The following is a 22,576-nucleotide window of genomic DNA, read 5'->3' as shown; positions in this document are numbered from 1 at the left end:
CTGATGCGCCATTTTTATTTGTACAATAAATTAGCTATAGTGGATACTGTCTAATATAAAAGCAAAATGTAGCTAATGTCGCCAATGAATAATAGTAAAAATAATAAAGTTCATAATTTTAAGCTGACCTTCTGGCTATCACTTACTCTTATTGTATTAGTAAGTGTTGTACTTGATCGGATTAACTATAACCGAGCAAAAGATGCACACCGATTACAAATACTCTCTGAAGTAAGCACTTACCGAGCACAACTTGAAGCTATTTTAGTGTCTAATATTCAGCTAATTCGTGGTTTAGGTGTTGCTGTTGCCGCAGAACCAAATTTACAGCAAGCACGCTTTGCGCAAATTGCTGCCCCCTTATTTGAGACCTCAAACGAACTACGAAATATTGGTGGCGCACCCGACATGGTAATTAACATGATCTATCCGCTTGCCGGTAACGAACAAGCCCTAGGCCTTAACTTTTTAGACAATGAAGCTCAACGTATCGATGCAATTAGAGCCAGAGACACAAATAAAATTGTAATGGCTGGCCCATTAACGTTAATACAAGGGGGTTCTGCACTTGTTGCTCGCGTTCCTGTTTATAAAGCGGATAAATCCTTTTGGGGGCTGCTTTCTGTGGTATTAGATCTTGAAAAAGTATATGCAAACGCAGGTATTAATGAACTCGAAAAACAATACAACGTTGCTATTCAAGGACGCCATGGCTTAGGCACAAAAGGCGATTTTTTTTACGGTGAGCCCGCCATAATAGAGCAAGATCCTCTTGAGTTTTCTTTAAGTTTTCAAGGCGGTAATTGGCAACTTTATGTTGCTCCTAAAAAGGGCTGGAGCCCTGTAAGTTCTTCTATTTGGCCTTTGCGTGTAGCTATAATAATTATATGCGGCCTATTAATTTGGGCGTTTTTATTCTTTTTAAAAATGTTTAACCGCCAACAAAAAAATGAAAAAATGCTAGAGGTTATGAGCGATCTGGCGCTAGTAGGCGCTTGGTCGTTTAATTTAGAAAACAAACAAGCGTATTGGTCTGATATGACCAAAAAAATATTTAAATATTCACCTGACGAACAACCACAATGGCCAAAGGATCTTGGCTACTTTAAGCCCGGAAAAAGCCGAGAAAAAGCAGCTAAATTAATTGAACGAGCAATTAAATTTGGTGAAAGCTACGAAGCTGAACTTGAAGTTATTGATGCTAAAGGTAATATTATTTGGGTATTGGTACACGGTGAAGCTGAGCATAAAAATGATCGCTGTATAAGAATATTTGGCTCATTACAAAATATTGATACCCGTAAAAAAATAGAATTAGAAAATAATAAAATATCGTTATTTAACGAAGCCTTGGCGTCTTTAACCGTTAACGATCAAATTTTAAACGGACAATTAAGCCAATCTAAAGGTGTGATTACTCAAGCAATTTGTCAGGCGCTCAACGTAGATCAAGCCAGTATTTGGCTATTTAGCGACAATAGAACCCAGCTCAAGCCTATTGCCTTTCATAATATAAACACCACAACAAATAACAACAATGAACCATGGTTACAAAAAGATATTCCTGATTTTTTTGAAGCCATAGAGCATAAAGCCATATTTAGTGCAGCAGATGCACAGCAGTGCCCTATTTTAATGCCAATTAAAGAGCACTACCTAAAGCCACTAAAAATAAATGCCATGTTGTGTGCAGTTATTCCTGCCGGAAGTGGGATCATAGGTATGGTTTGCGCCGAGCAATGCAATACAACCCGCGCTTGGGCGCACAACGAAGAAAGCTTTTTAATTGCTGTAGCAGCACTTGTTGGCAGCCTTTACTCTAGCCAAAAGCGTATAGAAACAGAGCAACAACTAGTAACCGCCAAAGAAACCGCAGAGCAAGCTGTAGCTGCTAAAAGTGAGTTTTTAGCGAGCATGAGTCATGAAATTCGCACCCCAATGAATGGGGTGTTAGGGATGCTTAATATTGTTAAAAACACAAAGTTAGATCAACAACAAATGCACCACATAGAGCTTGCTCAGTCGTCGGCGCAATCATTACTGAATATTATTAACGATATTTTAGATTTTTCTAAAATAGAGGCTGGTAAATTAGATATTGAAAAAATTCAATTTAATTTACCACGTTTGTTAGGTGAGGTTGTTGAATCATTTGCGCTTAAAGCGGAGCAAAATAATACCATCTTAATTTTAGATGCAACCCTCATCACCGTCAGCGAAATAGTTAGCGACCCTAATAGGTTACGACAAATATTAAGTAACTTAATTAGTAACGCGGTTAAGTTTACATTTGACGGAAAAATAGTAGTCACCGCAAAAATTGATGAAACAACCGATGGTACATCTTTAGTTTGTTCCATTATTGATACCGGTATTGGCATAAAACCAGAAAAACACTCCACATTATTTGACTCATTTACCCAAGCAGACACCTCTACAACACGCCAATATGGCGGCACAGGCTTAGGGCTCGCTATTGTAAAACAGTTATGTGAGCTGATGGGAGGTGAAGTAAGCGTAACCAGTATGCTAAACGAAGGCAGTACTTTTTCGTTTTCAATAAAAATAAAACCTAAATTAAGTAAGCAGCAAGACCTACCTAGCCATTTAATTAAAAACAAACATATTTTAATTATTGATAGTTGCTTATTAAACTCAACCATAGCTAAAAAGCAGCTGATAATATGGCAAGCAAATGCCAATACCTTAACCGACTACACTGCTGTAAGTGCGTATTTTAAAGATCAGGCAACTACAACCCTCGATGCTATTTTAATCGACTATTATTTTTTTGAACAAGCGCCGCAATCGCAAATTACTGAGGTTAAAAATTACCTAGCTAAGCACAGTTGTAAGCTAATAATAATGGCACCTATGAGCTATTCCAAAGATGACTCTACGCTAAGTTTAAAAGTAGACTCAATGATTTTTAAGCCATTAACGCCCTCAGACTTATTTGACTCTCTTGCTAATGATAAATACATAGAACAACAGCAACAACAGGCACAACTACAAAATAAACTCACTGAAACGCCATTAGTTAATACAAATGAGCCACAAGTTTTATTAGTAGAAGACAATAAAATTAACCAAGTTGTTGCTGGGGCTTTATTAAAACAAGCCGGTATTTCATTTGATATTGCTGAGAATGGACGTGAGGCGATAAAGCAACTAAATGAGCAACCCGCTAATACTTACCAGTTAATTTTAATGGACTGCCAAATGCCTGAAATGGACGGCTACCAAGCAACTAAAGCGATTAGAAATGGCGACTCGGGTAAGCATTATCAAAACATAACTATTATTGCTTTAACAGCCAATGCAATGCAGGGAGATAAAGAAAAGTGCTTAGCAGCAGGTATGAATGATTACTTAAGTAAGCCACTCGATTTTAGTGCACTGCACCCTAAACTTCAGCAATGGCTTGGCACTCAATAAAAGTGTAAGCTAATCATATAGTTTATTAGTTGAGATGAGTTATGCAATTATCAGCAAATCAACAGCGTATTATTGGCTGTTTACTAGAAAAGCAAAGTACAACTCCCGAACACTACCCTTTGTCGTTAAATGCGCTAACTAATGCGTGTAATCAAAAATCAAATCGTGCACCGGTTTTAAACTTAACCGACAGCGAAGTGCAAATTGCACTCGATGAATTAATAAATGCTCGACTGGTTACCATTGATGAAGGGCTTTCTGGGCGAGTAAATAAATACGACCACCGTTTTTGTAACACCGAGTTTAGTAGCTTAAAATTTAGTGCGCAGCAGCGCGCAATTATTTGCTTGTTACTGTTACGGGGTGCACAAACTCCCGGAGAATTAAAAACGCGATGCGCACGATTAGCAAATTTTAATAGTGTAGATGACGTTGAGCTTGCACTTAATAAATTAATTGAAAATGACATAATAACCAAACTCGCGCGCGAATCGGGTAAACGTGACTGTCGTTATATGCATTTGCTTGGCGAGCAGCCAATAAGTGAAATAACACGCCCTGCAGAGCAAACGACTGATGAGTTAAAAAGTGAAGAACTCAATGAGTTACTCGCCGAAGTAGACGAGTTAAAAACCGAGTTACAAAAAATTAAAGCTCACTTAGGGCTTTAATTTGTTAGCCCTAAATCACATAATACAAGTGCTCTGCTGAGCGAAATAATTATTTAACCCTAAGGAGTTGGCCATGCGCGCCGAGATTATGGCTGCAATGAAAGTGCAGCCAGTTATTGATGTAAATGCTGAAATTAGCCGTCGTGTTAACTTTATTAAAGCCCGCTTAATAGCAGCCCATGCAACGTCTTTGGTATTAGGTATTAGTGGTGGAGTCGACTCTTCAGTGTGCGGTCGTTTATGCCAACTTGCTGTTAATGAACTTAACCAAGAGCAAAGCACTACTGATTATAAATTTGTTGCGGTACGCTTACCTTACGGTGTGCAAGCCGACGAAAATGAAGCGCAACTAGCGGTTGATTTTATTCAACCTAGCAGCCGCATGACGGTAAATATTAAGCCCGCAACCGATGCGCTACACGAACAAACAATGGCGGCTATTGTTGGTAACGGTGAATCACTCCCTGAGCAAGAAAAAATTGATTTTATTAAGGGTAATGTTAAAGCCCGTCAACGCATGATTGCACAATACGAAATTGCTGCATTTTGCCAAGGTTTAGTAGTTGGCACCGATCACAGTGCCGAGAATATTACCGGCTTTTATACCAAGTTTGGTGATGGCGCTTGTGACCTTGCACCGCTTTTTGGCTTATCTAAACGCCAAGTGCGCGCTTTAGGTAGTACATTAGGTGCTTCGTCTGTATTAGTTAATAAAGCACCTACCGCAGATTTAGAAAGTGATCGCCCAGGACTTACCGACGAAGAAGCGTTAGGTTTAAGTTATGAGCAAATTGATGACTTTTTAGAAGGTAAACCGGTTACGCAACAGGTTGAACAAACACTTAGCGCTATTTATCAGCGTACGCAACATAAGCGTCAACCAGTGCCAACTATATACGATGAGCTTTAATACAGTAATTATCGTACGATACCTTAGTAATTTGACTGATCGACCGCTTAAAGTATTACGTAAGATTTTAATTAAATTGGTATTAACGCTGATCCCCTGCCAAAAGAGAGCTTTGTAGTATATATGACACCACCGATTTTAATTACAGGTGCTGGGCAACGCATTGGCCTTGCTTTAGCTAAACATTTTATTGCACAAGGGCAGCCGATAATTATTACCTATCGTACTCGCCACGCTGCAGTTGATTTACTGGAGCAGCAGGGCGCTGTATGCATTTATGCAGACTTTAGTACTGATGATGGTATTAGCACTTTTATTAAAGCACTTAAAGAGCATACCAACTCACTACGCGCTATTTTGCATAATGCTTCCAGTTGGGACTGCGAAGCTAATAACGCCAACTTTGCGCAACTGTTTGACAATATGATGCGAATTCATGCAAAAACACCTTATTTAATTAATTTACTGTGTGCAGAGTTATTACTAAATTATCAAACTGAGATGAATACTCCCGCAGATATTATTCATCTTACCGATTACGTAGTAGAAACAGGTAGCCCAAAACATGTCGCTTATGCAGCAAGTAAAGCAGCGCTTGATAACTTAACTAAGTCGTTCAGCGCCAAGTACGCACCTAATATTAAAGTAAATTCGGTTGCACCATCGTTAATTATTTTTAATGAGCATGATGATGAACAATATCGTGCTAAAACGCTGAAAAAGTCATTAATGGGTATCGAACCAGGATGCCAAGAAATAATCAATAGTATTGATTTACTATTACATAGCCACTACATCACAGGCCGCGCTATACCTGTAGATGGTGGTCGGCATTTAAAGTAAACCAAACTAAATTAACTGAGAAATTTATGCATAACGAATTAAAACAAAGCTATGAAAATATTATTACCGCTGTAGGGGAAGATCCTAACAGAGAAGGCTTACTCGACACGCCAAAACGTGCTGCTAAAGCAATGGAATACCTAACTCAAGGGTATCGTCAAACATTAGAAGAAATTACTAATAACGCAGTATTTACCTCAGATGCAGACGACATGGTATTAGTACAAGACATAGAGCTTTATTCTATGTGTGAGCATCATTTATTACCTTTTACTGGCCGTTGTCATATTGCTTATATTCCCAATGGTAAAGTATTGGGACTGTCTAAGTTTGCCCGTATTGTTGACATGTTTGCCCGTCGTTTTCAAATTCAAGAGCAACTAACTCATCAAATTGCTAAAGCCGTTGAAGAAGTAACGGGTGCAACCGGGGTTGGCGTAATTGTTGAAGCCAAACATATGTGTATGATGATGCGCGGCGTAGAAAAGCAAAACTCAAGTATGCGTACCTCTGTAATGCTGGGTAACTTTAGAGCCGATCCAAAAACACGTAATGAGTTTTTGCAGCTAATAAAAGGCTAACTTATGGCTAATGCAATTATTAACGTAACCAATTTACGACTGCGTACTTTTATTGGCTTTAACCAAGAAGAGCGCGAGAAAAAGCAGGATGTAGTGATTAACTTAGAAATTCATTACCCTGCACACGACGCCTGTAAAACCGATGAAGTAGATCAAGCACTAAACTACAAAGTAATTACCAAAGAAGTAATCACTTTAGTAGAACAAGGCGACTTTTTATTACTCGAAAAACTGGTTGCTGAAATTCTTGCTGTTTGTCATTCACACCCAAGTGTTCATTATGCTAAGGCTCGCGTAGATAAACCGCATGCATTACGCTTTGCCGATTCTGTGTCTTTGACGTTAGATTGGGCTAAATAATACGTGTGGATCAATTGATTTAGAATAAGTAAGAAAGCTTAAATAAGCTTTTCGACACCTAAGGTAAGGGCGATAACGGCTAAGTAGCGTGCCCCCTTACCTAGTGTTACCAACAATAAAAACGTACTAAAACGCACTTTAAATATTCCCCCTATTACGGTAAGCGGATCGCCAACTATAGGTAGCCAGGCAAATAATAAACTATATACACCGTATTTATTAAACTGCTTTTGTGCTTTTTCAAGCCCCTGCTCTGACACTGGAAACCAGCTTTTATCTTTAAAGCGCAGTACTTGAGTACCCAACCAGTAATTAACGCAGCTCCCTAATACATTGCCCAAAGTGGCAGCTAGCCATAACAACAATAAATTTACTTTACCTTGGGTCATCATAGCTACCATTACCACCTCTGACGAGCTGGGCAATAAAGTAGCCGATATAAAAGCGCTAAAAAATAGCGTGAGATAAAGCATAGTATCCTTAACAATAGGAAGTAAATAAAAAAAAACCCAGCAAAAGCTGGGTTTAAAATACGCTATTAACAAACCGACATTGCTATTTTATCAAATTTAAACTCAACGGGTAGTCAAACTCTTTACCATCATTGGCTTTAACCGCGGCAATAACCACCATTACAAACGAAAATATAGCGACTATTGGCAGTAAAATTACACCAATAACAACAAACATTAAAAGAAAACACACAAAGTAAGCAATCATCATAGTGATTTGAAAGTTGAGTGCTTTTTTGCCATGAACATCAACAATCGGCATGTCATCTTTTTTTATTAACCACACAATTAACGGCCCAATTACAGAGCCTAATGGCACAATAAATCCAGACAAGGCACTTAAATGACAAAGCATTGCCCATGTGCGGTCATCTTTTTTGACGGGTTCCAGCTGTTGCTCATCATGCATAACGCTATCCTTATATTTACTATTTTTGCGTGAGTGTAAGTGTGTATTTCATAACTATAACTCAGTTTATAAACTTATTTAGCTAACTTAGTAATAAATTAAGGCATCACTTTTAAATGATGCCTTTAGCTTATTACTCAATGGTTGTACTTTGCTTACTCTTTAATACCCATTAAATCGAGCATAAATGCATAGTTTAGCGCGGTATCTTCTAAGCGCTTAAAGCGCCCTGATGCACCGCCATGCCCTGCTTCCATATCAATTTTAAACAGTAACTTATTGTCATCTGTTTTATAGTCACGCAGCTTAGCAACCCACTTTGCTGGCTCAAAATACTGTACTTGCGAGTCGTGCAGACCCGTAGTTACTAGCATATTAGGGTACGCTTGCTTAGACACTTGATCGTACGGTGAGTAAGATAGCATGTACTCATAGTATTCTTTTTCATTTGGGTTTCCCCACTCACCATATTCGTTAGTTGTTAGTGGAATACTTTCATCAAGCATGGTTGTAACCACATCCACAAAAGGTACTGCGGCAACCATACCTTTGTAAAGTTCAGGAGCTTGGTTTGCTACTGCGCCCATTAATAAGCCACCAGCGCTACCGCCTTGGGCAAATATTTTGTCTTTAGCGCCATACTTTTGCTCTACCAGTGCTTTAGTCACATCTATAAAGTCATTAAACGTATTCTTTTTAGTAAGTAATTTACCATCGTCATACCAAGGACGACCTAACATTTGCGAGCCTCGAACATGGGTAATAGAAAACACAAAACCACGATCAAGCAAACTTAAACGCGCGCTTGAAAAAGTTGGATCCATAGTGGCGCCATACGAGCCATAACCATATTGTAGCAATGGGTTCGTCGCATCTTTTTTAAATTTATCTTTACGGTAAACTAAGCTTACGGGTACTTTTACACCATCGCGGGCGTTAATAAATATACGTTCAGATGCGTAATTATCAACATTAAAGTTGCCTAGCACAGCTTGTTGTTTTAAAAGCGTTTTATCCGTTGTTTTTAGGTTTATATCGTAAGATGAACCCGGCGTGGTCATGCTCGTATAGTAAACACGTAACTTATTGCTGTTTATATCGTTATTACCATAAGCACTAATAGTGTAGGCACTGTCGTTAAAAGATAATAACTGCTCTTGATTAGTGCTTAAATTGCGTATTATTTGTCGCGATTGCCCCATTTCACGCTGTTGGTAAACCAAATAGTCATTAAATAACTCTATCCCTTCTAGCTTTATATCATCACGTGCTGGGATCAGCGTTTGCCAGTTTGCTTGATCATGTGCTTTATTAATAGCGACTTTCATTAGCTGAAAATTAACCGCATTTAAATTAGTGACAATATAATAACTCTCACCTAATTTAGAAATACTATACTCAAGATTCGCTTGGCGTTTAATTAAGCGTTGAGGCATTGCTTTAACGTTATTTGCGCTAAGCACCGACATACCTGATGCAGTGCTACTACTGTGCCAAATATAAATTTCAGTACCGTCTTTGCTTTTACTTAACCCTGTGTAATAGCTTGAGTCTGTTTCTTCGTAAACTAGTTCGTCATTGGCCTGCGGCGTACCTAAAGTATGGCGATAAACCTGGTAGCCTAACAAAGTCTGTAAGTCTTTTTTAATGTAATACAGTGTTTTGTTATCGTTTGCCCAAACAAGGTTACCACTTGTGCCTTCAAGCGTATCTTGGAGTAGCCTCCCGGTGCTTAAATCTTTAATTTTAACGGTATAAATACGTCTACTGAGAGTATCTTCACCGTAAGCCATTAAGTTACCGTTTGGACTCACATCTAAACCACTTACAGCATAATAGTCATGAGCCTTAGCAAGTTCATTTACATCTAAAATAACCTGTTGGTTAGTTCCTGAAAAGTCACTGCTACGCACATAAGTAGTGTACTCGTTATTGCCACGAGTTTGCGACGAGTAATAATAATCACCTTTTTTTATCGGTACTGAATCGTCATCTTTTTGAATACGCCCTTTAAGCTCGGCAAAAAGTTTAGCTTGCTGCGCTTGAGTATGAGCAAGCATGGTATTTGTATAGCTATTTTCAGCCTCAAGGTAACTAATAACATCGGCTGCTTTGCGTTCATCGTCACGCAGCCAATAGTAATTATCAATGCGGGTATCGCCATGAATAGTCATGGCGTGCGGTACTTTTTTAGCTATAGGTGCAACAACTTGAGGTAACTGCTCTGCTGTAGTACTTATAACGTTTGTTTGGACTGCTTCGGGCGCCTGATTGCAGCCACTTAAAATAGCTAAAGATGATATAGCTAGAACACAAGGGATATGTTTCATAAGATAAAGCCTTTACTTTAGTGAAGCTAAATAAAAAGGGAGCCGAAGCTCCCTCTAAGTAACAATTAAGTTATAAGCTTACTTTTGCTTACGACGACGCATAAATGCAAGCGGCGCAGTAAGTAATAACCAAGCTAATGAACCCGAAGATTTTTTCTCTGGCTCTGGTGTTACAACAACCGGTGGTGGTACTACTTTAGTAATACTAACCGTAACCATTGCAGGCTCTGATACATTACCACGCGTATCAATTGCCACTACTTGTATCTGGGCTGAAGAATCACCTGTCAGTAAAGCTGTGTTAGTAACAACAACTTGACCATCGGCATCAACACCCAAACCTTGGTGAGTATTTGACTGAACAAAGTACTCTGAAATAGCTAAATCAAACTCAGACTCTGTTACTGTTAAAGCACCTACAACGGTACCGTTTGCTGCATCTTCAGAAACAGTAAATTCACCACCAACAAGCGCTGGCGCTGAAACATCTGGAACCTCTAAATCAGCAGCTGCCATCACTTTAACAACATCTAAGCCTGAAGCCTGTGTTAGCGCAAATGGACCACTTGCTGTAACAACTGCTTTTTCACCTGGTTTAAGTGTTGTAACTGCTTCACCTGTTTCAAGCGAGGTAAATGCTACTTGAGGTTGCATACCAAATACAGTTGAACCTGTAACACTATCAGTTTCAGTAAATACACCACTTTGATATGCAGCATAACCCACAGATGCTTTAAAGTTCATCTGCTCGCCTAGTAGTGTCCCATCTATATTAAGTAGTTCAGAACAACCAGAGAAGGTAATGGTGTCCTCTCCCGCAGAGTGATAAAGCGGAGTACCCCACGCCCATGAATCATTACCCGCGCCATCTGTCTCACCAATTAGCGTACGGCTACGCCCAGGGAACGCTGTATCGCGGCCACGGTCGTTTAAGTTTGTCATAAACTGATCTGCTACACCGTCATTATCGGTATCAATTTCTAATCTGTAACCCGCTTGGAAGGTATGCGTTAGTGGGTCACGTAGTTGAATCGATGAGGTAACAAATATGCCTGAGTCACAAAACTCTGCATTAAACGCCGAGAAAGTAGTTGCTAGAATATTAAATTCAGCTTCTGCAAATGTTTTCTCAACACCCACTGCAACAATGCTTTCTGCTTGTGGCATAATTTCAGTTTGACCACTATTTGTAACAACAAGAGCCATTTCACTATCGACGATTTGCGATGAAACGCTTAGCTCAGTAGCAGCTTTAGGCATTGCATGATAAACAAGGTGTAAATCATGGTCAGTATCTGTGCTGGCATCATCAAACACCAAAGCACCATCAAACTCTACTGAGGTTAATGCTGCACTTCTTGCTGCAACTTCCTCTGCGCTAAATGGGTTATTTAGATTCCACTCTGGTAACTTAGCTGGATCAACGGTTAATACTACGTCAAAATTAATAGCTTGGCCTGCAGGAACAGTAATTGATGCAGGGAAATCCCAACTAATAGCCGCAGTATCTATATCGCTCTGGTAACGCGCTTCTGTACGTAAGTTATAAGTTTTAGCGTCAGCTGAGAAGTTCTTAACTGTTACCGTTTTAGTTAACGATGCAGTTTCTGTCATGCTTTCTAAGCCAAATGAAAGCGCTGCTTGCTTGGTATTAAACTTAGCGTTATTTACCCATGCAGCAACCGGTAAATTAACCGCTTTAGCTACATTAACTAAACCTGCGCCAATCATACTAATAGGTGCTAATTCTGAAGCAGGATTAATTGCTAACGGCTCGTTTGTTACATTTAAATTAGCCGCATTCATTATTGTTGCTTTAATTTCAAAGGCATTACGATCTGGATGTGCTTCACGAATCATCGCAACAGCACCAGCAGTAATTGGACCTGAAAAAGATGTACCTGAAACTGGGTTAGTACCAGTTTGAGTACCTGCTGCTGCAACATCAATACTAGTACCTGGTGCGGTAATTTCTGGTTTTAATAAACCATCCATTGAAGGACCACGAGATGAGAACGTAGCTACAGCGCCAGATGTAGTTTTAATGTCAATGCTAATATCAAATGTTGCCGGACCACCTGCTGCTAACTGTGCTTTTAAAGCCGCACCTGCAGCAAAATTAATGCCTACGTTTTTAATTGTTACAGCAGCATCAAAACCACCCATAGGAGCTGGTGTACCATCATCAGTATTGTTTGCAATCATCACAAACTCTGCACCATTTATTTGTGCGTTTAATACTTTGTCGGTAAATGCACAAGCACCACGGTCTATTAATACAGCTTTACCGGTAAAATCAACATCGGCGGCAAACGCAACACAACCATTTTGGTTAGCGTCTGGATAAACTAACTCAATGTCTGCACCTGTAATTGTATAAGCTTCTTGTGGACCAAAGCTTGATGGCTGAATATCACCTTCAACACCAGCAATAGTGCCTGTAGCAACACCTATTTCAGTTGTAGGGTGTGTCATTGCACCTACAGATAAGGCATTAGGTGTAGTACTTGGGCCGCCTATACGGAATGGGTTATCACCATCGTTACCCGCAGAAATAACCATATTAACGCCTAATTCAACAGCACGCTGAATTAAGTATTGTGTACCGCCGCCAGTATATGTGTCGCCAAACTCGCCACCAAGAGACATATTCATTACATCTACACGGTCAGAAATATCACCATCGCCATTAGGATCCATTGCGGCTTCTAGTGCTGCAGCCTGTGCGGCACTTGGACAACCGCCACCACATACAGAGTAAACATAAAGTTCAACGTCTGGCGCAATACCATTTACTGAGTTTGAAGATGAAGTACCATGGTTTGTTGGAGCCCCTGTTGCTGGAGAATTAGCAGGATCGTTCTCTATCGGATCAGCGTCTTCATTAATAAAGTCGTAACCACCTTTAACAACACCTTGAGGCCAAGCCACTGTAGTAGGATCGGCTTGCGCCGCTAAATATGCTTCAACTGTACCTGCCCCACCAAATGCTTGGTGAGTGTAATCAATACCTGTATCTAATACCGCAACACGCTGACCTTTACCGCTTGCAATACCGTCTACAATAAGTGGTTTTGCATTAATATAGTCAGAGCTTGCTGCAACATGCAGTTCGCTATCGAACATAGGTAATACTTTTGCTACTCGTGAATCTTTAGCAATTTTAGCAAGTGCTTCAGCCGAAGCTTGAACGATTAACGTAGGTGCTAATATTTTGGTTTTACCAATTATTTTCGCATCAAAATCTAAGCTATTTAACTCAAGAGTCATAGTGTCTTGAAGTTGCTCTATGTTAGCTGTAATTTCACGATTATTTGATTGCTGGTAAGTACCTGCAACATAGGCGTCTACTGATGTTGTAGCGCGTAATACAATCATATGTGCCGATGGTTCTTTTTTATCTGCAACTTGTTCTTTTACTGCTTCAGCTTTTTGATAAGTAATATTAGCCGTAGGTAAGTTACTTGCACTTGCAAGTGTTGCAATAAATGCGCTTGAGACAGCAGTGGCAATTGCTGTTTTCTTTATTATATTTTTAGACATCATTTCCCCTAGGATAGGTTATGTATTATTGTATTTACTATATTCAACCATGGGCTTAAATATAAAACTTAAACCCATACGTGAGCAACACCTTAGTTACATTTAAGTTACAAGCAACACATAAAAACAGAGAAAACACTAGCAACAAACTGATTCCAAAGGGAAAAGAAAGAAATTAAGTTTGTGAATGATTGTAAACAACCAACACTTATTTTGAGATGTAAATGGATAACGAAGTAATTAATATTTTAAGCATGGCCAAAGTGATTCAAACCGCGGTTGCTCCCGTCTTTTTAATTACAGGTATTGCTGCCACTTTAGGGGTTTTATCAAACCGTTTAGCGCGTATAACAGATAGAGCTCGTTTGCTTGAACGTAGACTAAAAGTAAGCACTGATGATGACTTTAATCTGTCGTTAACCACCGAGCTAAGAGCGCTGCTAAAGCGCTCTCGTTGTATACACCTTGCATTTAGCTTGAGTGTGTTAAGTGCATTGTTGGTTTGTGCGGTTGTTATGTTATTATTTTTATCGCATATTCAATCAGTTAACTTAGGCGTAACGATAGGTAGCTGTTTTGTAGCTGCTATGGCTTTGCTTATATTTGCTTTTATGTCGCTACTTTGCGAAGTGTTTTTAGCCACTCGCAGTATGCGCCGTGGCATGATATTCGCCGACGTCGATATTAACGATTAAGCCTCAAGCAAACCAAACTATCGCTTTCACTTGAATAAAAGTGGCAGCTAAGATACAAAGATAGAATTAGAAACTTTTACTAGGGATAAGTTTAATGAAATTGAAGCAAGTATTTATCGGGGCATTATTATCAACATGCGCACTTAGCGTATCAGCAAATTCTGCATTTAAAGAGCCAAGCGACGCTATTGAATATCGTCAAGCTGCATTTTCTATGCTCTCAGTACAAATTAGTGACATGGGCGCTATGCTTAAAGGCAAAATTCCTTTTGATGCAGATAAATTTAAAGCACGTGCAAATAACGCAGCTGCACTGGCAAAAATGCCATGGGAAGCGTTTTACGAAGGTACTGATAAGGGTGATACTGCTGCACTTGCCGCTGTTTGGGCTGAAAACGACACTTTTATGAAAAAAGCAACTGCATTTCAGCAATACGCAGATGAACTTGCTGTAGCTGCACAGTCTGGCGATAAAGCTGTTATTGGTAAAGCGTTTGGCGCATGGGCCAAAGGCTGTAAAGATTGCCACACGCAATTTAAAGACTAAGTTTTTAAATAATAAAGGCGCCTATTTAATTCATAATCGGATTTAAATAGGCACCTTTTTATTTTCAACCCAAGTTAAGTAAATAACTAAGTGGCTCACTGCCCCAAGTTGTCATAAGCACTACAAGCAATATTAAAAATACGACCCAAGCTAACCAAGGTGCTTTTGTAAGTATTGCTGGCTTTTCATTTGGCTGTTGTTTCGTTCCGGTGATCATCGCTTTCACTAAAGGCTTGCCTTTAATCTTATAAATTACAATTGCTAAAACATGCAAACCTATCGCATAAAGTAAAATATCAAAGTTTAAACTATGTAACCAATTAGCAAAATCAACTGTACTGCTCGACACGTACTGCGCTAAAGGCCCATCAGTTAAAATACCATCACTACTCATTAAGCCACTAACAAGCTGAGTAATAATAAGTATAAAAAACAACAACACCATATAACTACCTGGCGCAGAATGCCCAAGCGGAGTTTTATTAGTTTTAAGTGAGGTTATTACCGCTTGCGGGGAGTGTATTAACGCGCTTAACTTAGCTGTTTTACTGCCTATAACCCCCCATATTAATCGCGTTAAAATAAGTGCTAAGGTAAAAAAGCCAGCAATAAAGTGCAGTTCAATCATACCTTCTTCAATACTAAAATAGAGCACAGCAATACTAAACACTAATAACCAGTGAAAGCTTCTGACAAAGCCATCCCATACTTTTACTTTAAACATTAGTTATCTCGCTAATTAAGTTATTGTTTCATTATTTCAAACTTTGTTTAGATTTGCATTAAACCTATTATTTAAAGCATGCTTTATGGCACACTTAAGCAATTAATTTTACTGGCTAATATTTCTGCAAATGAACAGACCATCGCGTGCAATTTTAAAAGGTTTTGTTGACATGTTACCGCTTTGTTTGGCGGTGATCCCTTGGGGAATACTCTGTGGCTCACTGGCTATTCAAAATGGTTTTACTGCCCTTGAAACTCAAGCGATGTCTTTATTAGTGTTTGCGGGCTCTGCGCAGCTTGTCGCTATTGAGTTAATTGCGGGAAATACGCCACTACTCACCATTTTGTTTACTACCTTTATAATTAGCTCTCGGCATTTTTTATATGGCTTAGCGGTACGTCATAAAGTAATTGATCAACCTTTGAGCTGGCGTCTACCTGTAAGCTTTGTATTGACCGATGAGTTGTTTGCATTTTCGCACCACCCTAAAGCCTATCGTACAAAAATACGTTTAATTTACGCACTTAGCGCCGGTTTTAGCTTTTATATTGCATGGAATTTATGGACATTTATAGGCATTGTTGCTGGTACTATGCTCCCCGATTTAACCCATTTGGGCCTCGACTTTGCTATAGCCGCTACATTTATAGCTTTAGTTATTCCGGGTGTTAAAAGCCTCGCCTCACTCGTTACAGTTATAGTCGCAGGCATTAGCGCTACACTGTTTAAAAGTACCGGATTTGAGTTATGGCTGGTGAGCTCTGCATTACTGGCCATGAGCGCAGGATACTTTACAGCAAGAATAACTGCTAAAAAGGAGCGCAACTTATGATGACCACTATTTTACTAATGGCCTGTATTACCTTTTTTACCCGTTACTTATTTTTGCACCGCGCTTTACCCTTTAAAGTTGGGCCTAAAATGCAACAATTTTTAAGTTTTAGTGCACCAGCGGTACTTACGGCTATTTGGGTACCTATTGTATTTTTAAACGATGATGGCATTAATTTAAATTGGCAAAACCCTTATTTAAGTGCGGCTATAGTAGCTATTATTGTGGCTTATAAAACCCATAATATTTACTACACTACGATTGCGGGTATGGGATTATTTTTAATTTTAAATTAAAAAATAGTCTTAATATATACAACAACCATATTAAGCAATGTACTTAAAAGAGTAAATTGAGCATCAACAAAGATAAGGTAAAGCATAAATAATGCACAAGTTTCATCAGTTAAGCGCCACCAGTTTGCAAGGTAACACCATTAATTTTAGCGAGTTTGCTGGTAAAGTCGTGCTTATTGTAAACACGGCAAGCAAGTGTGGTTTTACCTACCAATACGAGTCACTACAGGCTTTGCATAATAAATATGCTAGCCAAGGCTTAGTAATTTTAGGATTTCCGTGTAATCAGTTTAATCAGCAAGAACCCGGAGATGCACAGCAGATAGAGCAAGGATGTTTAATAAACTACGGGGTTAATTTTTTAATGGCCGCTAAAGTAGAGGTAAACGGAGAGCATGCTCATTCGGTATTTCGTTATTTGAAATCGACACAACCTGGCTTTTTAACTCGCAAAATAAAGTGGAACTTTACTAAGTTTTTAATCGCAGCAGACGGCTCACCAATTAAACGCTATGCACCCTTTACCAAGCCAGAAAAGCTAGAGCTCACCATTCAAAAAGCACTGCAACAAAGTAATAAGTAACGCCGCTCAAAAGTAATAAAGAGGCACACGGCCTCTTTATTGCCAATCTAATCAAAATTTAAACATACATAAATGCGTACATTTAGAGTCTAATTCACATTGGTACTTTAGTTATACTAGCGCAATTTAATCGGTGTAATCGCTTAAATCGTCTTCGCCTAGGTTTTTACGCAAGCGCTTTTGCTCAAGGTAGTCTTCCAACTTTTTCTTAACCTTTTGCTTGTTCTTATCGTGCTGATTACGCCCGAGCATTTCGTACTCGTCTTCAACAAAATCGTCATCTAGCGCATCGTAACTAAATGTCTTACCCACAACCCACTCCATAAAGTGTTTGAGACCAACCAAGGATTTTATAATCGCAATAATTGGTAAAATTAAAATGTTCGACACATAAAGTGCAATGCAGTTTAGCGCCAAAATAAAGCCATGTAGCTATCTTAAATAGCCTCCATGTCAATACTGTGAATAAATAGCGCTAAATTCGCTTTATGGAAAGTGAGAGTTTTTTATCGTATCGATAAATAAAATTAATTACTGCTCTAGCTTTAGCCAATTTGACTAAAAAATAGTTTTTTTATAATAAACCTTTGCTATAGACAATACTAAAAATAAAACCAACCTATTGTTTAATATAATAAAAAAACATTGGCACTAAACTTGTTATTACTTATTTATCATCAATAAAAAACTGAGAATAAATATGAAAAAATTACTATTAATGAGCACTTTAATATGTGCACCTGCCGTTGTGGCACATAATGATAACGATTCAACAGTGTCATTTAATAATGAGCAATGTAATGTAGAATTTAAAAATGATGTACGTATTAAGCCTGACGAACTAGAGATTTTTACCGCCAATAAGCAAACTATGCAATTTAATACCAATGGCAATTTAACCATTAATGGTGAATCGGTAGCGCTTAATCATTCCCAGCAAAAGGCGCTAACTCAATATTCAGATAGTTTACGCACGCAATTACCCGAAGTAGCAAATATAGCCTTAGAAGGCGTTAAAATTGCAGGTGTTGCACTGCAAGAAGTTGCTAATGCTTTTAATATTGATGGCCTCGATAATATCTCATCGTTAATGGACGACATTAAACTTGAAGTACAAAATACTTTTTATCAACAAGATACCTTTGTTATGGGCCAGCAAAGCTTTAACCAATTTGGTGAAAACTTTGAGCAGCAGTTTGAACAACAAATAGAGACCGCTGTTGAGTCTGCTGTAATGCAATCTATGGGGAGTATTTTAGTTGCTTTAGGTTCTGAATTACTTGGCTCAGGAGGCGACATGCAAGCCTTTGAACAACGTATGGAAAATATGGGTACGCAAATAGAAGAAAAAGTAGAGCAGCATGCCGATGCGCTCGAAAAACGTGCCAATGCCTTATGCGAAAATTTTGCCAATATAGCTAAACAAGAAGAACAGCTAGTAGTACAAGTACCTGAACTTAAAGGTTACCAATTATTTAGCTTTAAACAAAACTAGTTTACAAACTTCACTTAGGTAATTATTTAACATCCCTTTGCAGCCGTTACGCTTAACTTAACGGCTGTTTTTTATTGTGCCGAAAAACTTGTTACAAGCTGTTGATCCCCTTTAAATTAGGCTACTTTTTTGCTAGTAAGGTAAGTTTACCTAGTGTGACAATTGCTTGCTCTATTTGCTCACCCCACTGCACACCATAGCTTAGCCTTATACAGCTTTTGTATTTATTTGAAGCTGAAAATATCAACCCTGGAGTAATGCTTATACCTACCTCAAGCGCTAACGAAAATAGCTTTTGGCTATCATACTCGCAGCCTAAGTCTAACCAAATAACACAGCCACCTTGTGGATCGCTGATCCGTGTACCTTTTGGCATGGCTTGCTGTAAGCAACGTCGCATATGCTCTTTATTCGTACGTAAACGCTGCCTAAGTACTTTTAAATTACGATCGTATTCACCGCTAAAAACAAATTCTGATAACGTCCATTGATTAATTAGTGAGGTAGAACAACTCAATGCTCTTTTATAACGCCTAGCTTGCCCTGCAAATTTCCCCGCAATAAGCCAACCAACACGATAACTAGGGGCAGCCGTTTTAGAAAAAGACGAACAACTTAGCACCAAGCCTTTTTTGGAATACGCTATAGCAGGTGTACCTCGTTTGGGTGTAAAGTATAGGTCGCCATATACGTCATCTTCAATGAGCACTACGTTATGGCTTTCAACTAATTCCACCAGCTGTTCTCGATTTTTATCTGGCATAAAACTACCAACCGGATTACTAATAGCCGTAGAAAATAAGCACGCTTTAATATCGTGCTCATTAAGCGCCTGCGCTAAATCGTTTAGCCAAATACCATTATCTGGGCATAAAGGTATTTCAAGTGCTTTAAGGCCTAAACTTTCTATTAACTCTATAATTCCGTGATAGCAAGGGCTCTCTATGGCCACTACATCACCGGGCTTAGTTACGCATTTGAGTGCAATTGCCAGTGCTTCTTGCGCACCATTAGTGATCACCATTTCATCCATATTAATGCCAATGCCAAAGTCTAAATAGCGATGAATAAGTTGCTTTTTTAACGGTGCATAACCATCCAGTGGCCCGTAATTAATAGCGCTACTACCGGCAAGCGTCATTACTCGGCGCATATTTCTGGCTAAGGCTTTATCGGTTGGTGCTGCAGCAACCGGGTTAGCCACTCCAAAAGGCACCACATGGGCCTGATGAATGGCTGTGTATACCTGCTCAATCAGCGCCTGCTTGTTAACAATCACGGGCTCGCGGCTCAGCTTAACTCGTTTTGGTAAGCTGCTTGCCATGTTAACGGCTTTTAAAAAGTAGCCTGACTTTTCGCGTGCCTCTATAACCCCTTGATCCTCTAGCGCTTGATAGGCCTGCTTTACCGTAGGAATACTTATATTAAGGTTGCTAGCCATTTTACGTAAAGACGGCAGTTTTTCTGAGGGCAATAAAGCCTGTTGAGCACTCATATCCCTGATCAGTTGAATAACTTGCTGGTACAAAAACTCATGACCTTGATGGCTAACCGCTTTTAAAATCATTACACCCTCAATCTGTATAGGTTACATATTCCATTTTCTGTATATGGTAAGTATACAGATAAGCTTTAAAATAGCAGCTTAATCGACTTTGGAGAGCAGTATTGAAAAGTGCAGCGCTATATATAACAACTGTTTTAATTTGGGGCTCAACCTGGTTGGCCATAGAGTTTCAGCTAGGCGATATTGCTGTTGAACTATCGCTATTTTATCGTTTTGCAATCGCGGCATTATTAATGTGGTTATATGTGGCATACAAAAAACCTAAAATGCGATTTAATTTAGTCGATCATGGTTTTTTCGTATTATTGGCCCTGTTTAACTTTGGCCTAAATTACTTAATGCTTTACTGGGCACAAAATCACCTTAGCTCTGCAATGACCTCGATTGCTTTTTCAATGCTATTAGTAATGAATATAGTTAATACCCGATTATTTTTTGGCAAACCTATTTCAAAACGAATTTATACCGGTGCTGTACTTGCCATTTTAGGTATCACCTGCTTGTTTTGGCCACAATTACAGCAACTCAACTTGAGTAACAGTGCATTCGTCGGGTTACTACTTGCTCTTGGAGGCACCTTTGTGGCTTCATTAGGAAACATGGTAAGTGTACGTAATTCACGCAAACAAATTGGTGTGTTACAAGGTAATGCTTGGGGCATGTTATACAGTGCCATTGGCTTAGCCTTATATGTATTTATAAGCGACGTGCAATTTAATTTCACTGCACCTACTAGCTATTGGCTGTCGTTATTGTACTTATCTATTTTTGGCACTGTAATCGCCTTTGCTTGTTACTTTGCACTGTTAAAAAATATTGGCCCCGAAAAAGCCAGCTATGTCATCGTACTGTTTCCTTTAGTTGCGGTAACACTAAGCAGCTTTTATGAAGGCTTTGAATGGCATGCAAATACCTTTGCAGGGTTTAGCTTAGTACTACTTGGTAACGCCATAGTGCTTACCCCAACAAAACGAATTAATGCCTTTTTAGCAAACAGAGCGGTTGCTAGAAGAGGCTCTGTCCCCAGTTAGACGCGTTATTAACGCAACTAACGCAAAAGCGCCTACTGTAAAGTAGGCGCTTTTTTATTGGTTAATATAAAAACAGCTGCCAAGTGTTCGTTATAACTCCTAGTAATACTAACTTTATTAAAAACACCATTTTGCTAAAAAGCTAAGTAATTCACCCATGCAATGCAAATATAAAGTGCATTACACAAACTTTTTTTAGAACTTTACTGGAATTTTTTTAACGCTCATAAAGTTAATTTTATAAACACTAATTAAACAGCATAAAAAATCATTTAATTAAAATAATTTAATCTGAATAAATAACCAAAAAAGAATGCTTTTATCGCATTAAAAATAAAAACAAACACAGAGACCCCATAACAAAAGGGATTTAAAAACTAACGGCGTGAATAAAAATGCAAAAACACCCAAACCCACCAAGTGAACGGCAGGTTAATAAAATCCTTTCGGATTAAAATAACTAATGCTTCGAACTCAATTTTTATCGCTTTATTTTTAAACAATTAAGAGGCAGAATGCCCCTGTTTTCACCAACCACAACTCGGAGTTAAGTAATGAACCCAATTAACACATTAAATGAAACAGCTGCTACTCACATTGCCGTTAAACCAACAAATCGTAAAGCTAAAATGTTAGCAAAGCTTAATCGCTTCGGTAAAAGACTCGCTCTTGGTAGCACAGCTCAATATAAATAGTCACACAACCATGACTATTTATACGGTGCAGCAAGCACCCAACCACTAAATAAAGCTTCTTATTTAGCTCCCACTGCTTGCTGCAACCTATTTAATTTTACTAAAATTGTCTTTATTTCCCCTTATTTACAAAAAAAACCTCATTTTAGCCTAAATTTTAAGCAAACAGTCTTTTTGCTATTTACACATGCGTATGACCTAAGTATTATTCTGCGTCACGGAGAGATGGCAGAGTGGTCGAATGCACCGGTCTTGAAAACCGGCATAGGTTTGTAGCCTATCTAGGGTTCAAATCCCTATCTCTCCACCACATTTATATTGGTGGCTTTAATTTTTATTTCCATCAATAAAAAAACGGTTATGCGTTGGAGAGGTGTCCGAGTGGCCGAAGGAGCTCCCCTGCTAAGGGAGTATAGAGTTTGTAGCTCTATCGAGGGTTCGAATCCCTCCCTCTCCACCATACTTAATTTAAACCACTTAGTTGTGGTTTTTTTGTGCCTATAATTTAACA

At 38.8% G+C, this 22,576-nt stretch carries 21 protein-coding genes and 2 tRNA genes; 16 read left to right on the top strand and 7 right to left on the bottom strand.

Annotated features, from left to right (window positions below; translation table 11 throughout):
* Positions 1–75 precede the first annotated feature (75 nt).
* The 6 genes from PNIG_RS00405 (at position 76) to folX (ending at position 6,803) form a co-directional block, all read left to right on the top strand.
* A complete protein-coding gene (locus PNIG_RS00405; RefSeq protein WP_089367543.1) occupies positions 76–3,438 on the top strand; it encodes an ATP-binding protein in 3,363 nt (1,120 codons plus the stop codon).
* 41 nt (positions 3,439–3,479) lie between these two features.
* Entirely contained in the window at positions 3,480–4,109 is a 630-nt protein-coding gene (locus PNIG_RS00400) for a YceH family protein (protein WP_089367542.1), read from the top strand.
* Positions 4,110–4,182: 73 nt separating this feature from the next.
* Positions 4,183–5,019, top strand: a complete 837-nt coding sequence (gene nadE / locus PNIG_RS00395) for an ammonia-dependent NAD(+) synthetase (protein WP_011326802.1) — start codon at positions 4,183–4,185, stop codon at positions 5,017–5,019.
* Between the two features lie 123 nt (positions 5,020–5,142).
* On the top strand, positions 5,143–5,862 hold the full coding sequence (gene folM, locus PNIG_RS00390) for a dihydromonapterin reductase (protein ID WP_011326801.1): 720 nt from the start codon (positions 5,143–5,145) through the stop codon (positions 5,860–5,862).
* Positions 5,863–5,888: 26 nt separating this feature from the next.
* Positions 5,889–6,443: a GTP cyclohydrolase I FolE gene (gene folE, locus PNIG_RS00385; RefSeq protein ID WP_058372272.1), complete on the top strand. Its 555-nt coding sequence runs from the start codon at positions 5,889–5,891 to the stop codon at positions 6,441–6,443.
* A gap of 3 nt (positions 6,444–6,446) precedes the next feature.
* Entirely contained in the window at positions 6,447–6,803 is a 357-nt protein-coding gene (gene folX, locus PNIG_RS00380) for a dihydroneopterin triphosphate 2'-epimerase (RefSeq protein WP_011326799.1), read from the top strand.
* A 38-nt stretch (positions 6,804–6,841) separates the two neighbouring features.
* Here the strand turns inward: folX and PNIG_RS00375 are convergent, their stop codons facing one another.
* The 4 genes from PNIG_RS00375 to PNIG_RS00360 all read right to left on the bottom strand — a co-directional run bounded on the left by PNIG_RS00375 (position 6,842) and on the right by PNIG_RS00360 (position 13,597).
* A complete protein-coding gene (locus PNIG_RS00375; protein ID WP_089367541.1) occupies positions 6,842–7,276 on the bottom strand; it encodes a YqaA family protein in 435 nt (144 codons plus the stop codon).
* Positions 7,277–7,358: 82 nt separating this feature from the next.
* Positions 7,359–7,724 carry a DUF4870 domain-containing protein gene (locus tag PNIG_RS00370; protein WP_086997064.1) on the bottom strand — a complete coding sequence of 122 codons (366 nt, stop codon included), beginning with the start codon at positions 7,722–7,724 and terminating at the stop codon, positions 7,359–7,361.
* A 155-nt stretch (positions 7,725–7,879) separates the two neighbouring features.
* The gene (locus PNIG_RS00365; protein ID WP_089367540.1) at positions 7,880–10,054 is read right to left on the bottom strand and encodes a S9 family peptidase; all 2,175 of its coding nucleotides are present in this window, start codon (positions 10,052–10,054) and stop codon (positions 7,880–7,882) included.
* A gap of 78 nt (positions 10,055–10,132) precedes the next feature.
* A complete protein-coding gene (locus PNIG_RS00360) occupies positions 10,133–13,597 on the bottom strand; it encodes a S8 family serine peptidase (protein ID WP_089367539.1) in 3,465 nt (1,154 codons plus the stop codon).
* Between the two features lie 224 nt (positions 13,598–13,821).
* On the opposite strand from PNIG_RS00360, the gene PNIG_RS00355 reads away from it, so the two are divergent.
* Positions 13,822–14,292 (top strand): DUF2721 domain-containing protein, encoded by a 471-nt coding sequence (locus PNIG_RS00355; protein ID WP_011326794.1) that lies wholly within the window; start codon positions 13,822–13,824, stop codon positions 14,290–14,292.
* A 94-nt stretch (positions 14,293–14,386) separates the two neighbouring features.
* Entirely contained in the window at positions 14,387–14,839 is a 453-nt protein-coding gene (locus PNIG_RS00350; RefSeq protein ID WP_011326793.1) for a c-type cytochrome, read from the top strand.
* Positions 14,840–14,903: 64 nt separating this feature from the next.
* Here the strand turns inward: PNIG_RS00350 and PNIG_RS00345 are convergent, their stop codons facing one another.
* On the bottom strand, positions 14,904–15,563 hold the full coding sequence (locus tag PNIG_RS00345) for a cytochrome b/b6 domain-containing protein (protein ID WP_089367538.1): 660 nt from the start codon (positions 15,561–15,563) through the stop codon (positions 14,904–14,906).
* Positions 15,564–15,693: 130 nt separating this feature from the next.
* On the opposite strand from PNIG_RS00345, the gene PNIG_RS00340 reads away from it, so the two are divergent.
* The 3 genes from PNIG_RS00340 to PNIG_RS00330 all read left to right on the top strand — a co-directional run bounded on the left by PNIG_RS00340 (position 15,694) and on the right by PNIG_RS00330 (position 17,277).
* Positions 15,694–16,398, top strand: coding sequence for an AzlC family ABC transporter permease (locus PNIG_RS00340; protein ID WP_089367537.1), 705 nt, complete (start codon positions 15,694–15,696; stop codon positions 16,396–16,398).
* Complete coding sequence (locus PNIG_RS00335; protein ID WP_041454306.1) at positions 16,395–16,694, top strand: AzlD domain-containing protein; 300 nt, start codon at positions 16,395–16,397, stop codon at positions 16,692–16,694. The genes PNIG_RS00340 and PNIG_RS00335 overlap by 4 nt, the downstream gene beginning before the upstream one ends.
* A gap of 91 nt (positions 16,695–16,785) precedes the next feature.
* Complete coding sequence (locus tag PNIG_RS00330) at positions 16,786–17,277, top strand: glutathione peroxidase (RefSeq protein WP_089367536.1); 492 nt, start codon at positions 16,786–16,788, stop codon at positions 17,275–17,277.
* A gap of 126 nt (positions 17,278–17,403) precedes the next feature.
* On the opposite strand, the gene PNIG_RS00325 is transcribed toward PNIG_RS00330, so the two are convergent.
* Complete coding sequence (locus PNIG_RS00325) at positions 17,404–17,589, bottom strand: PA3496 family putative envelope integrity protein (protein WP_007579801.1); 186 nt, start codon at positions 17,587–17,589, stop codon at positions 17,404–17,406.
* Between the two features lie 388 nt (positions 17,590–17,977).
* On the opposite strand from PNIG_RS00325, the gene PNIG_RS00320 reads away from it, so the two are divergent.
* The gene (locus tag PNIG_RS00320) at positions 17,978–18,772 is read left to right on the top strand and encodes a YggN family protein (RefSeq protein WP_089367535.1); all 795 of its coding nucleotides are present in this window, start codon (positions 17,978–17,980) and stop codon (positions 18,770–18,772) included.
* A 121-nt stretch (positions 18,773–18,893) separates the two neighbouring features.
* Here the strand turns inward: PNIG_RS00320 and PNIG_RS00315 are convergent, their stop codons facing one another.
* A complete protein-coding gene (locus PNIG_RS00315) occupies positions 18,894–20,339 on the bottom strand; it encodes an aminotransferase-like domain-containing protein (RefSeq protein ID WP_225740906.1) in 1,446 nt (481 codons plus the stop codon).
* A 101-nt stretch (positions 20,340–20,440) separates the two neighbouring features.
* On the opposite strand from PNIG_RS00315, the gene PNIG_RS00310 reads away from it, so the two are divergent.
* From PNIG_RS00310 to PNIG_RS00300, 4 genes are all read left to right on the top strand, one after another.
* Positions 20,441–21,370, top strand: coding sequence for a DMT family transporter (locus PNIG_RS00310; protein WP_011326785.1), 930 nt, complete (start codon positions 20,441–20,443; stop codon positions 21,368–21,370).
* Between the two features lie 554 nt (positions 21,371–21,924).
* Positions 21,925–22,065, top strand: a complete 141-nt coding sequence (locus PNIG_RS19990; protein WP_167376929.1) for a hypothetical protein — start codon at positions 21,925–21,927, stop codon at positions 22,063–22,065.
* Between the two features lie 219 nt (positions 22,066–22,284).
* Positions 22,285–22,375 (top strand) — tRNA-Ser (locus PNIG_RS00305).
* A gap of 57 nt (positions 22,376–22,432) precedes the next feature.
* Positions 22,433–22,525: transfer RNA gene (locus PNIG_RS00300), tRNA-Ser, on the top strand.
* Positions 22,526–22,576 lie beyond the last annotated feature (51 nt).

It is taken from the genome of Pseudoalteromonas nigrifaciens (assembly GCF_002221505.1).
GTDB classification, from domain to species: domain Bacteria; phylum Pseudomonadota; class Gammaproteobacteria; order Enterobacterales; family Alteromonadaceae; genus Pseudoalteromonas; species Pseudoalteromonas nigrifaciens.
This window is presented reverse-complemented; position numbering and strand designations above follow the sequence as displayed.